At 61.2% G+C, this 11,686-nt stretch carries 16 protein-coding genes; 8 read left to right on the plus strand and 8 right to left on the minus strand.

Features of this window, described 5'->3' with window-relative positions; genetic code table 11:
• Positions 1-194: 194 nt before the first annotated feature.
• Complete coding sequence (locus AC628_RS21755; protein WP_074128796.1) at positions 195-428, plus strand: DUF6894 family protein; 234 nt, start codon at positions 195-197, stop codon at positions 426-428.
• A gap of 660 nt (positions 429-1,088) precedes the next feature.
• Here the strand turns inward: AC628_RS21755 and AC628_RS21770 are convergent.
• From AC628_RS21770 to AC628_RS21790, 5 genes are all read right to left on the minus strand, one after another.
• On the minus strand, positions 1,089-1,292 hold the full coding sequence (locus tag AC628_RS21770; RefSeq protein WP_074128798.1) for a hypothetical protein: 204 nt from the start codon (positions 1,290-1,292) through the stop codon (positions 1,089-1,091).
• A gap of 41 nt (positions 1,293-1,333) precedes the next feature.
• Positions 1,334-1,618: a DUF1488 family protein gene (locus tag AC628_RS21775; RefSeq protein WP_074128799.1), complete on the minus strand. Its 285-nt coding sequence runs from the start codon at positions 1,616-1,618 to the stop codon at positions 1,334-1,336.
• A 39-nt stretch (positions 1,619-1,657) separates the two neighbouring features.
• Complete coding sequence (locus AC628_RS21780) at positions 1,658-1,954, minus strand: hypothetical protein (protein WP_074128800.1); 297 nt, start codon at positions 1,952-1,954, stop codon at positions 1,658-1,660.
• On the minus strand, positions 1,947-2,213 hold the full coding sequence (locus AC628_RS21785) for a hypothetical protein (RefSeq protein ID WP_074128801.1): 267 nt from the start codon (positions 2,211-2,213) through the stop codon (positions 1,947-1,949). Before AC628_RS21785 ends, AC628_RS21780 begins: the two co-directional genes overlap by 8 nt.
• A gap of 367 nt (positions 2,214-2,580) precedes the next feature.
• The gene (locus tag AC628_RS21790; RefSeq protein WP_074128802.1) at positions 2,581-2,826 is read right to left on the minus strand and encodes a DUF6894 family protein; all 246 of its coding nucleotides are present in this window, start codon (positions 2,824-2,826) and stop codon (positions 2,581-2,583) included.
• 186 nt (positions 2,827-3,012) lie between these two features.
• Here AC628_RS21790 and AC628_RS21795 point away from each other — a divergent pair, with 186 nt between their 5' ends.
• The 3 genes from AC628_RS21795 (at position 3,013) to AC628_RS21805 (ending at position 4,819) form a co-directional block, all read left to right on the plus strand.
• Positions 3,013-3,207, plus strand: coding sequence for a hypothetical protein (locus tag AC628_RS21795; RefSeq protein ID WP_074128803.1), 195 nt, complete (start codon positions 3,013-3,015; stop codon positions 3,205-3,207).
• 734 nt (positions 3,208-3,941) lie between these two features.
• On the plus strand, positions 3,942-4,313 hold the full coding sequence (locus AC628_RS21800; RefSeq protein ID WP_074128829.1) for a hypothetical protein: 372 nt from the start codon (positions 3,942-3,944) through the stop codon (positions 4,311-4,313).
• A 254-nt stretch (positions 4,314-4,567) separates the two neighbouring features.
• A complete protein-coding gene (locus AC628_RS21805) occupies positions 4,568-4,819 on the plus strand; it encodes a hypothetical protein (protein ID WP_074128830.1) in 252 nt (83 codons plus the stop codon).
• A gap of 674 nt (positions 4,820-5,493) precedes the next feature.
• Here the strand turns inward: AC628_RS21805 and AC628_RS44130 are convergent.
• Both AC628_RS44130 and AC628_RS21825 read right to left on the minus strand, forming a co-directional pair.
• Positions 5,494-5,664: a hypothetical protein gene (locus AC628_RS44130; protein ID WP_168193421.1), complete on the minus strand. Its 171-nt coding sequence runs from the start codon at positions 5,662-5,664 to the stop codon at positions 5,494-5,496.
• A gap of 824 nt (positions 5,665-6,488) precedes the next feature.
• Positions 6,489-6,926 carry a cupin domain-containing protein gene (locus tag AC628_RS21825; RefSeq protein ID WP_245321266.1) on the minus strand — a complete coding sequence of 146 codons (438 nt, stop codon included), beginning with the start codon at positions 6,924-6,926 and terminating at the stop codon, positions 6,489-6,491.
• Positions 6,927-7,021: 95 nt separating this feature from the next.
• Between AC628_RS21825 and AC628_RS21830 the strand changes: the two genes are divergently transcribed.
• On the plus strand, positions 7,022-7,615 hold the full coding sequence (locus AC628_RS21830; RefSeq protein ID WP_283806637.1) for a helix-turn-helix domain-containing protein: 594 nt from the start codon (positions 7,022-7,024) through the stop codon (positions 7,613-7,615).
• 287 nt (positions 7,616-7,902) lie between these two features.
• Here the strand turns inward: AC628_RS21830 and AC628_RS21835 are convergent, their stop codons facing one another.
• A complete protein-coding gene (locus AC628_RS21835; protein ID WP_143201735.1) occupies positions 7,903-10,344 on the minus strand; it encodes a bifunctional diguanylate cyclase/phosphodiesterase in 2,442 nt (813 codons plus the stop codon).
• A 334-nt stretch (positions 10,345-10,678) separates the two neighbouring features.
• On the opposite strand from AC628_RS21835, the gene AC628_RS21840 reads away from it, so the two are divergent.
• Genes AC628_RS21840 through AC628_RS21850 form a run of 3 tightly spaced genes read left to right on the plus strand, consistent with a single transcriptional unit; the run spans position 10,679 to position 11,669 of the window.
• Positions 10,679-10,888: a hypervirulence associated TUDOR domain-containing protein gene (locus tag AC628_RS21840; protein ID WP_074128806.1), complete on the plus strand. Its 210-nt coding sequence runs from the start codon at positions 10,679-10,681 to the stop codon at positions 10,886-10,888.
• Between the two features lie 12 nt (positions 10,889-10,900).
• Positions 10,901-11,449, plus strand: coding sequence for a DUF488 domain-containing protein (locus tag AC628_RS21845; protein ID WP_074128807.1), 549 nt, complete (start codon positions 10,901-10,903; stop codon positions 11,447-11,449).
• A 7-nt stretch (positions 11,450-11,456) separates the two neighbouring features.
• Complete coding sequence (locus AC628_RS21850; RefSeq protein ID WP_074128808.1) at positions 11,457-11,669, plus strand: hypothetical protein; 213 nt, start codon at positions 11,457-11,459, stop codon at positions 11,667-11,669.
• Positions 11,670-11,686 lie beyond the last annotated feature (17 nt).

The following is an 11,686-nucleotide window of genomic DNA, read 5'->3' on the forward strand; positions in this document are numbered from 1 at the left end:
GGATAATCTGCTTCACGGACGGTCCCCTCGTTTGAGATTGCACAACCTCATTCTGGCACACTGATGCCGTAGGGGGCCGTCCACACCATCAACCAGCGCCATTGAAAAAGCATTGCGAGGGAGCAGAAGTCTGACCGTGTCGATGCGAGGAACGAAATCCGCATGCCATCTGTTGCCGCCGAAAGGAAACGCGGATGATCCGCGACTACTTCGACATCAGAGACGACAACGGAATCTATCCCGATGAGGAAGGGATGGAGTTTGCAACGCAGCGTGAAGCTGAAGTCGGGTCAGAATCGCTGGCAGGCCTGGCGCGTGACCTCGCCACTCTGGACGATCGACCGGACCTCTCGGTTGAGGTGAGAACCGTCGTTGGACGTGTATTCCAAGCCGCTCTCATTTTCGACAGAAGCGAGACGAAGCGGTAAGATCGTTGCAACTGGCGGCCCTTATCGCTTTCGGTTCTCAGCCTGATTACAACTGCTTAGCTTAAGATCCGCTGCTCCGCCGCGAGCCATTGATGGACGATCTGCCATTTGTCCTCTGCGCCCGACCGAAAATCCAGCAATGTTGGCTCGCGTCTGGCTTTGATCTCGAGGAAAAATCGCCGCGCGTCGCGCGCGCAGGCTTTTCCATCAAGCGGCTGCGTCTTGATCCAGTGGTCTCATTCGCGAACGATCGCCTGCCTCGCTTCGCGATGATGCGACGTCATCCAGCTGGCCTTATCGGCGGGTTGGCGGGACGCTTGGATTCTCGCGCCAATCGCTCGGCTTTGAGACGCTCGCGGTTGGCGTGGAACGCTTTGTCGGCCTTGGCGTGCTCGCTCGGCGCGGCCTCCACCTTCCGGAACATCTTGTTGGCTTCTCGCGCCGCGGCGCTTGAGCTCTGGCGACGGAAGACTCGGTCTCTGATCGTCCCTGGCATTCGATCCTCCCTAAGGTATGAGACGGGTCAAGACACGACCTCGGCTTAGGCCTCGGTGTGTTGGTGCATCGCTGGCGGCGGCCTTACGATTCACGATCTCTCGCCACCTTCGTCAAACGTCCGGGTGTCATTCCGGTTCCTGCGACGACGTCTCCATGCGGAAGTTACCGGAACAAACTGTCCGTCGACTTGTCGAGCCGTCGTAGGGAGCCGCCGGTTTCGTTGAGGTGACCGACCAGTTCACCGGACAGCCGGTAAATTCTGCTGCCCTTCAGATCGTAAAGCTTCCGGCCCTTAAGGTCGAAAATAGCGGAATTGATCACCACGGCGACGTGCACGCCATCACTGTTGACTATGTCGCCCTTCAAGCGTGATCTCCCTTGTCTTTCACTTCCTCGTTGGCCTGCGACTATTTCGGCTTCCTGAAGTCGATGCTTCTCAGGATGATCCCGGCGGGCACACCTTCGAACTCGCCCGCCATGTATTTGACGGCGGCGCGCGCTTCAACGCGCGCTCGCAGTCGCATGAACTGTGCTTCGCGCTCGCTCGATGCTGCGCGTCCCGCGCCTTCCAGCTCATCCATTGCGGAGGTCGAGATCGCGCAGGGGATGACCTTCGCGCCGTCGCGCATCGAGAACCGCACGATCATGCGGTCGTACTCGAAACTGGTGAAGCAGGCTTGTTCAAGTGCCATGCGACTAATCCGTTGCCGTTGGCCGAAGCCGGCATGGCCTCAGCCCTGCCCGTCGAGCCGGGCAAAATCCGCAAGAATCGCCGCGACGAGATCGCGATGCCTTGTATCTGCAGGCGACAGGCTCGCCGCGTAGATGTTGAGCACGTAGCGTGCCTTGGCGGCCGCTTCCGGCCAAGAGGTCGCGGCGACCGACATTAGTCCGCTTTCCAGCACGCTTTGCCGTTCGCGCAGTTCCCGCGCACGGCTCTCGACATCCGTCATTGCGCGGCGGATTTCCGTCGCTTTCTGCGCCGCCATCCCGCGATGTTTATCGAGATCGAGCGGCTCGTCAGTCATCCGGCAAGCTCGCGTCGATCCGTTGTGCATCCGCCAGATCGACCGGGCCGATGGAAAACATCTCCATCCTGGCGCCGTGCGAGGCTGCCGGCACGATCATCATGGTCGCAACGCGACGATAAGACCCGAAGGAAAGGCCTTCGATCATCTCCTCGTCTGTGATGACCTCGTAGCGTCCGGCAGGGAGAGGGTGATCGATGCCTCTGATCTGAAACGAATGCTTAAAGGTGACGACTTCCCGTCGCGAGCGAGTTTTCATGTACGCCCGCCTTTTGCCAATGCTCGGGCGCCAATGTCGGCTTGCCCACAAACGACCATGCGCTCTTTCAGCGGCATTAGCTACCGCTTTCTTGCGGTCCGATGTCGCGCCTGGAACGCCTCAAAGCGCTCGCTATTTCCGCCGGCGGACGCGTCATGGTGCCCCATAATCGCCCGTTGGTCGGCATCCATCGGTTACTGAGAGTGAAGTGCGCTCCCGCCAAAGAAGACGAGAAGCGTCCATTTTCACAGCTTCGCCTGGTTGGCCGCCGGTGGTCGCCGCACCGTTTCTCCCGCTTTTGACTACTGTGATAGCTCTATTACCCGCATCGGGCGGTGGCCGACCGCTCGCGCCGAGCAAGAGGGCCTTACTGGAAACGTCTGATCTCGAAGGTGAACGTCGCCCGTAAAACCGGTCCACCTTCGTCACGAACGTTGATTGCAAGACGGCGTGCGGGAGCATCGATGGTGCAGCGTCGAACTTCATCCTTGGCCAAGTGTGCCAGCGCCAAGGTCGCTTCGTGCTGCATAGCCTCCAGCGAAACGAGATCTATCCCCTGTTCGTCGGGAATCATCTCATCACCTTCGCGCTGATCGAAAAAGTACCTACGCATGCAATTGCTCCCGAATTAGGCGGGAGCGCTGTAGCGTCTCTCTGTCACCGGAAATGCCCAGACAGGATCGGTGATGGTGCCAAGCTAGCCGACTTCCAAGCATTCCTCAAACCTAGGCGATGGGTCGGTTCGATTGTGGTGAGGTTCGGGCTGGTATGTTGACCGGCCACGGCGCATACTCGATGAATGAAAGACCGCATCGGTTGGACGACTTGCCCCTCGATTGGCGGCAAATACGCGGTGGCGGAACTCCTCGAGGGTGGTGTGGTCGGCAACGGACTCATCACCTTCGCCACCAAGGCGCAGGCCCAGGAATTCATTGATTCTGGCCAGGCCGATGAGCTGGGGTCGCGTGGTTCCGTCCCGAAAAGCCACGAATGACCACGCGCGACGAATGGACCGTAGACCTTGAGTGTCCACGTTGTGGGAGGCTGGACGTGGCACGGCTCTCACAGGCTGATGGCTACGCCTATGTGAGGGGGGACACTGCTACACGCGCCGATCATGTGCCGGCCGGATTTGCCTGCATTGATCCGGAGACCAGCAGCTTTCAGTGCTCGAAATGTCAGCTGCTAATACCGTGACGTTGCTCCCGCAAATGAGCGACAAGCGGACCATCATCGTTGCTTCGTAAAGCGGGCCAATCGTCGAGGACTTTATCCGATAAGCAGTGGGAGTTGCCAACCGTCGCAATTCCTCCCTGGCAGTTCGTCCGAGAATTTTGCGACGTTCGACGAACGCTTGCGCAGTTTAAAGTCGCACCGGTCTGCAAACAGAGGCGCCGCGTGAAGGACCACCCTAAGGGAGCCATGGCGCGCTGTGCGTACGCAGAACGCCACCATTAGTGTTCACGACACGAGTGCCGATTTGCGCGCGCAGCCCGCCGCAGAACAGAACTCCCTTTACACCATCAAGTGAGCCATATAGCGTCCGTGTACAGGTCAGCAAAATGCTCACCTCGAAGCTGCCCATGAAGCAGCGACTTCCGAAGTCGCCGCCAGTCGTCGTAGCAGCAGCTCACCTGCCATCGGAAGGCGCAATCATAACATTGTGTTTATCACGGCGCGTCAGCGTCGCAGGTGCGTCTCTGCGCGCGCTCAAGAAAGGCGACCTTCATGAAACTTCCTGCAATCTTGCAAGGCGAGGCACGGACCCGCTTCCTTCAAGGAATCGCGTTCGGCGCGGTGGCGACCATGGCGATTGGATTTATATGGGGCGGTTGGGTCACGGGGGAAAGCGCCAGGATCATGCGCACCACGGCGGAGACCAGCGGCCGGATGTCTGTTCTGGTGCCGCTTTGCGTCGCCCAGTTTACAGCCACGGACGGCGCTCTCGCCAAATTCAAGGCGGCAAGCGCTTACTCCAAGGAGAACGTCGTCAGCGAAATCGTGAAGAATGTGGCGTCCACGAGCATGGATTATTCGTTCGCCAAGGCTTGTGCCACCGGGATCGAAACGGAGCTCGCAAACTCAGCGACAAAGAGTTGACGAGCGTACCAGCAAGCCGGGTCAAGGATTGCGCGCCCCGAGATTGCCATTCGTGCTTCATGAGATCGGAATGACGCCGGCTCGACTCTGTGCGCCAACGAAGCCGAGGCACGCGCGACGCCAACCGATGAAGCCGAATCGAGATGAATCGCAGGTGCGTCAATCTGAGCTCAATTGGTCCGACCAAGACTGTGCGTCAGGAAATGCATAGCTCATCGGTAGAAAATGGATCACGGTCCTGAAGAGCGGTCATGATGTCGCGCCAGACGCACTTTCTCGTTCAATCCTTTGACCCTGCGAAAGGTGATCAGTTAAAGGCTGGTGCGCCAATCGCGTGCGGGAGCGAGGAACGTGCGCGTCGAACTGCCGAAAGACTTGCCTTGAGCAAGGCAGGCGTCGTTGCCTTCTCGACAAGCTCGGATACCGAGACGGGCGACTACGACGACCAGCCGACTGTGTTCTTTCGAGCAGGTAGGGTGCCTGCTGAATTCGATGCGATGCCTTGATATCTATTTTGCGTCACTGCTTCTTCAGCAATGAAGACTGGCGGGCGCTCCGCCTGAGCCGAGAAAGATCTGGACAACTACGGAGGCGCCGAGCCGAAAGATCGGAGCATGCAGCTAACTCTCGATTTCTGCGAGATGGTGGCGCAACGATCAATGCAGCAGCCTACGACGGGACAAATGACATTTTATGCCCGTTGGCTCTTCTCGGAAGGTGTCGGATGGGAGTGGCCTTCCTGGAAGTAGATTTTGGTTTCGTAAGCATGCGCTAATCGCCCATATGCGTAAAAAGGAAATTCGATGCGAAGTATTATTGCAGTGTTGGTTTTGATCACATGTGTGCAAAGCGCCATCGCTAAGGGACCGGACTGTCGCGCCATCGGAGGCACGACCGCACGCCTAGCCTGCTACGACGCGGCCTATCCTCCGAAATTGGAAAAGCCCGCAATCGTTGAAAGCGACGCAGGGCGGCCTCCATACAAGGACCCGTTTGCAGCAGAAGAAGCTCGGACAGCTGCCAAGCTAACGACTATCTGCCGCGGTTGCTGAAATACCTCGGAACGACGCTACTCGTTCGCCGTATCACGGAGCGTGCGACGGCTGGATCGCGATGACGCGGCTCTTGTGGCTAGCTTGCGGCCTGCCTCCAGCTGGCTTCAGCGGCCTTTTCCCCCTCATCAACGGGAACGATTTGGTGAGCCTTCCTCCAATTCCCGCAGCCGTTCGATTTGCGCTTTGAGACTCTCCGGTTGTTCCGGCTCAAGCTTCAGCGACGCGCGCAGTTGCTGCCCAATGACTCTAAGAATCGCTCGACAGTGCTTGCGATCTATGTCAATGCGGTCGGGCATAGCGAAGTCTCCTTTGGCAGAGAAAAGCGCCTGCCCTCCCGCTTTCCGTCTGCGAGCACGGCTGCTCATTCAACGGAACTCGAGGCCGGACTCTTGGCTATCTGCGCGAACGCTTGCATTTGAGAACACGCGGGTCCAGCTCTAGGACTTCTGGCTGTTCGCGACATGCGCGTGTAGTTGACGGCGAGCGACGATCTCATAAATCTAAGTCGTGCCTAGGCATTCCGTTCCTGATCTGTCTACGGAGATAGTTCCGGCTCGTCGCCGCTCAATTCCCGGACGTCCTCGGTTTCTCCGATTTGGCCGTTGCGGCACTGTCGATAAAGGCCGCTCCGGAGGCTTGCCGATCAGTCAAGACAAGACCATTCCCTCATCTCCGCGAACCTCCGCCATCATGCCAAGCGCTCACGCCACCATACTAAGGACAAACAGGGGTTCGTCGTGTCGGTGGTCGCGTATGATTCCCTCCCTGGGCACCACGCTTCGCTTTTCCACGCTCGAGCACGATCTCGTACGAAGCACTCTCAAGAGCCGCCCATCCAAATGGTTCTGCTCGAACGATCATCCTCCAGTTGCAATTGTTCGAAGCCTAGCTTTGACCAGAACCGAACAGCTCGCTCGTTTGCGCGGTTGACGCCGACATGCATTGCCTTCGACTTGTCGGATCGCAGTTGATCGAGACGATCCAGCATTGGACCTCGGACGACGCTCACTCGTTGCTCCCTTCGCTGGCATGACCCAAGCAGGTTCTACGGGTTTGATCTCAGTCCGACCGTCGTGGACACCCCGGCTCGATGATATTACATGCCCCTGAATGGAGACCGTCAATATACTGTCTCCGGTTGTGGCAAAGGCTCGATATCGAGGTCGATGCGAATCCCCGAGTTGTCGCTGCGCACGACGACGAAGTGCACGGGCTGACCGGGGTCGAGATTGATTTCTTGATGTGGCACGTTCGGAGCAAAATAGACAAAGTCGCCAGCGCCGACTTCCGTCGTGAACTCCAACTGTTCGCCCCACCGGATTTGGCTCCGGCCTTTGATTACATAGACCGCGACTTCGTGTGTCCCGTGGTGATGAGCGCCGGTTCGTCCATTTGGAGGCAGGGTCACCGTTCCCATCCAAATCCTAGCGCCGCCCGTACCCGTAAAATCAAACGCAGTCGCCCGGCCTTCTTGCAAAGTCTCGGCTGCGCGCACCACTTTCACCCCGTCATTTCGCCAATCTCTGACACCCACAATCAAACTCCAGCTTTTGTCCACGAAAGCGAATACGTGTATTCTATTGCGGACAGGAGGAGATTTATCCACTATAAAAATAGGAATGGCAATATTTGTCCTCTATAGAAGACAAGGTTTTGATCCGGATAGCCCAGGCCCTTCGTAGACGGCGGGAGGAGATGAGCCTAACCGTGCGCGCGCTCGCGAGCCGGAGCGGTGTTTCCTCTTCGATGATCTCGGATGTGGAGCGCGCCGCCAAATCACCGACGATTTCGACGCTTGCTGCGCTTTCCGAGGCGCTCGAGATGCCGCTCTCAGCGTTGGTCGAGAGCCGGGAGCCGGCCCGACTGCGCGTCGTGAAAGCCGCAGAGCGGCAGTGGCTCGTCGAGTCGGGCACCGGCGCAAAGCGCGATCGCTTCGTGCCTACTGTTGCGGGCAGCGAAGTCGAGTTCTTGCGGTATGTGGTGCCGCCGCGAACGCTGTCGGGGCCTTTTCCTGCTCACGCGCCGGGCACGATAGAGCACGTATATCTGGTGGCGGGTGCGGTTCGCGTAACCCTCGGGAACGATATCGCAGACCTTCAGGCAGGCGATAGCTGCTCATGCTATGCCGATTTGCCGCATGGTTTTGACAATCGTGATGGCAAGACGCCAGCCGAACTCATTATCGTCGTCGAGCCGCCCCGTGCGTCGATGTCGGATCGGGCAAGGCGCCTTGAGAGAGGCCAATGACGAAGTCCTGGTGCGCAAGGCTCCTATTTCCGTGAATCGCTCACGCGACCATACGAAGGACAAACAGCGGTTCGTCGTGTCGGTGGTTGCGTATGATTCTTTCCCTGGGCACCATCCCCCTCGATGCTACCGCAGCCCGCAATCGCTCCGCGCAAATGCTCATCCCGGCGTAGCCCGAAGCGCGAAGACGGACGTTTCGATCCAGCCCTTGGGCGTCATCACCTCGACTTGAACCGCTCGACGCAAATGCACGCGCTGCTTTCATGAAAGCCGCAGGCAGTGCTGGCTTAGTACCGATTCCGTCTCGGCTGGATCCGGTACGCTTCGCGCTCGATGCCGGCGGCAACCAGCGGTGCCTTGTCGGCGGCGATCGGCGGGGAAAACACGAAGCCCTGCACGAGGTCGCAATCGAGCCCGCCGAGCACGTCGACCTCGGCCGGCAACTCGGCGCCCTCCGCCACGACGGTCATGCCGAGCCCGTGCGACAGCGCGATGATGCCGCCGAGCAGCTTGCGCTTCTCCGGCGCGGTGGAAATGCCATCGACGAAGGCGCGGTCCACCTTCAGGCAATCGAACGGCAGGCGCGTCAGATAGCCGAGTGAGGAATAGCCCGAGCCGAAATCATCCAGCGCCAGCCGGGCGCCCAGATCGGAGAGCGCCGTCAGCGTGCGGCTGATCCGCTGCTCGGTATGATCCACGAACAGGCTTTCGGTCAGCTCCAGGCAGAGCAGCTCCGCCGGAAAGCCGGTCTCCGCCAGCGCGGCCGCGACCGCCGTCTCGAAATCCACGTTCCAGATCTGCGCCGGCGAGACGTTGACCGAGACGGTGCGCGGCGGCAGCCCGGCATCCAGCCAGGCACGGCCCTGCCGACAGGCCTCGCGCAGCACCCACAGGCCGAGATCGACGATGAGCCCGGAGCTTTCGGCGATCGGGATGAACTCCGCCGGCGAGATCGGCCCGCGCTCGGGATGGGTCCAGCGCAGCAGCGCCTCGAAGCCGGTGACGCGGCCGGTCCGCAGGTCGAGCTGCGGCTGGTAATGGGCCTCGAGCGTGCCGGCCTCCACGGCGTGGCGCAGATGCCGGCCGAGATCGAGCCGTTGATCGACCGCCTGGGCATAGACCGGCTCGAACAGCTGGGCCCGGCCGCGCCCGGCCTCCTTGGCCATGTAGAGCGCGAGGTCCGCGTTGCGCACGGCCGTCTCTGCCGTCGCGCCATGCTCCGGCAGGCGGGCGATGCCGATGGTGGCGCCGACGACGGCCTCGCCCTCGGTGAGATCGACCGGGACCGACAGCTTGCCGATCAGCCGGTTGGCAAGTCCGGTCAGCGCGGCGTCGGACATGCCGCGTCCCTCCGCGAGCACGGCGAATTCGTCGCCGCCGAGCCGGGCGATGAAGGCGCGCGGCCCCAGATCCTGGCGCAGCGCCGCCGCCACCTGGATCAGCAATTTGTCGCCGGCGGCATGGCCGAGGGAATCATTGACCTCCTTGAAGCGATCGAGATCGATCAGCAGCAGCGCGCCGCCGCGGCCTTCCACGGCGCAGCCCTCGATCATGGCGGCGAGCTGGCGCGTGAACAGCGCGCGATTGGCAAGCCCGGTCAACGGGTCGCTGTAGGCGAGCTGCTCGAGCTGGCGTTCGGCCTCCTTGCGCTCGGTGACGTCCTGCACGGTGCCGATGATGCCGATGACATTGTCGTGGGCGATCTCCGCCTTGCAGATGACGGCCAGATCGCGAGCGGTGCCGTCGGCGTGCAGGATGCGCAGGTCCGTGGCCTCGGTCGTGCGGGTGCGGAGCACCCGTTTCTGCACCTCGCGGAAGCGGTCGGCGTCGCCGCCCAGGAAACGTGGCCTGATGTTCTCATCGGTCGGCGCGAACGTATCGGGGTCGAAACCAAGCAGCTGATAGAGCTCGGGCGCCCAGGTCGTGCGGCCGGTGTCGAGCCGGTAGCTCCAGGTGCCGATCTTGCCGAGCCGTTGGGCTTCCTCCAGCGCCCGCGTGCGCTGGTCGAGCAACGCCTTGGCCGCTCTGAGCTGGGTGATGTCGCTGGACGTGCCGCGATAGCCGAGAAAGCTGCCGTCATCGGCGAAGATCGGCTTGCCGCTGGTGCAGATGCTGACGCGCGATCCGTCCTTGCCGATCAGCGTATAGGTGAAGTCGCGAAAAGGGCGATGCGCCTCCATGTCGGCCCGGTGCCGCGCCATCGCCTCCGCGTCCTCGGGCGCATAGGCCAATTCCCAGCGCGCCTTCCCGCCGGAGGCCACCGTCTGGAAGGCGGCGTTGCCGGCAAGCGATTTGGGATAGGGCAGCAGCCGATGGGCGGCGTCGCTCTCCCAGCACCAGTCCGAGGCGGTAGAGACAAAATCGGCCAGCCGCTGCTCGCTCTCCGCGAGGCGGCGCAGCGCGGCGGTTTCCTCGGTGACGTCGCGGACGATGCCGGACACGCGCCGGACCTGACCACGCGCGTCGAATTCCGGCTCGCCATGCACCACGCAGTCGAGCACGCTGCCGTCGGACCTGCGCAGCCGCGTCTGCACCGCATAAGGCTGCCCTTCCGCCCAGCAGGCCGCGTAGTGCGCCTCCAGAACCTTCCGGCTTTCGGGCAAATAGCGTTCGCGCACCGTGGCGATGGGGATGAAGCCGTCGACCGTCTTGAACTCGTAGAACGAGGCGAATTCGGGCGATATCCAGACATCGGTCGCGGTAGCACTGTGTGATTCCCAGTACCCCATGCGGGCCATTCGGATGGCGCACCGCAGCGACCGTTCCTCATTCCAGCGTCGACGCGCTACCCGCGTGAGGGCCTGCCCTTGCGGCAGTTTACGAGCGGCCATCGGTCCCCAACCAAAACGCCAACGTACAATTTACGCGGCAAACTCGTTAGCATATCGCGCGACAACCTTGGAGCGATGCCGCTCACAGTCGGGGAGTCTTCCGCAGATTTGGTATAGTATCGGTGAATCCTGCAACCGGCATTAGGTATGCGAGGAACTTAACCTGGATGAAACTTTTGTTGCCGCGGTAGCTCGTTGCCTTGGCATCCCGCGCACGAAGGACGCTTGAAAAATGACCAGGAGATTTAAGGTCGGCGATCACGTCAGCTGGAATTCCGAGGCCGGCCACGTCTCGGGCACCATCATCAGGGTTCACACGCGTGATTTCGATTACAAGGGGCACATGCACCGCGCCTCGGAGGCCGATCCACAATACGAGATCAAGAGCGACAAGACCGATCATGTCGCAGCCCACAAGGGCAGCGCGCTCCATCCTGCGTAGCAGAGGCGCGGCGTGGCGCTTCCGTTCTTCACGATAGGTCATTCGAACCGCAGTTTCGAGGATTTCGTCGCCGCCCTCACCGCGGCCGGCATCGACCGTGTCGTCGACATCCGAACGGTGCCGCGCTCGCGAACCAATCCGCAGTTCAACAAGGACACGCTTCCCGGTTCGCTCAAGGCCGCCGGCATCTCGTATGAGCATCTGGCCGATCTCGGCGGGCTACGCGGCAAGGCGCGCAGCGTGCCGCCTTCGGTCAATGGCTTCTGGAGCAACGAGAGCTTTCACAACTACGCGGACTACGCGCTGTCGCCGCAGTTTCACGCAGGCCTGCAGCATTTGCGCGACGAGGGGCACGGGCAGCGCTGCGCGATCATGTGCTCCGAAGCGGTGTGGTGGCGCTGCCACCGCCGCATCGTCGCCGACTATCTGATCGCGGCCGGGGAGAGCGTTGTCCACATCATGGGGGAGGGTCGGCTCGAGCCCGCCCGGCTCACCGAAGGCGCCGTCGTGCAGAGCGATGGGACGGTGGTCTATCCGGCGACGGGGCAGCTGGATCTATGAGAGGGTGATGACGCTAGCGGCCGCCGCATTGCGCAACGCGGCTCACTCCACGCTGCGTCTCCAATCGTGGGTGCCAACCTTGCCGGTGTTCACGGCGGTGCCGTCAGGGCGCGGCGTCATCAACTATGCCGACGCCGAGGTGCCGCTCTTCGCGAGAGGAGACATGCGCCTCGGTGACGCGGCCGCGCGCCGCCACGCCTTGTCGCGCCTGCTGGTGTGATTTAAGCCCTACAGGTG

The sequence above is a fragment of the Bradyrhizobium sp. NAS96.2 genome (assembly GCF_001908235.1).
Taxonomy (GTDB): domain Bacteria; phylum Pseudomonadota; class Alphaproteobacteria; order Rhizobiales; family Xanthobacteraceae; genus Bradyrhizobium.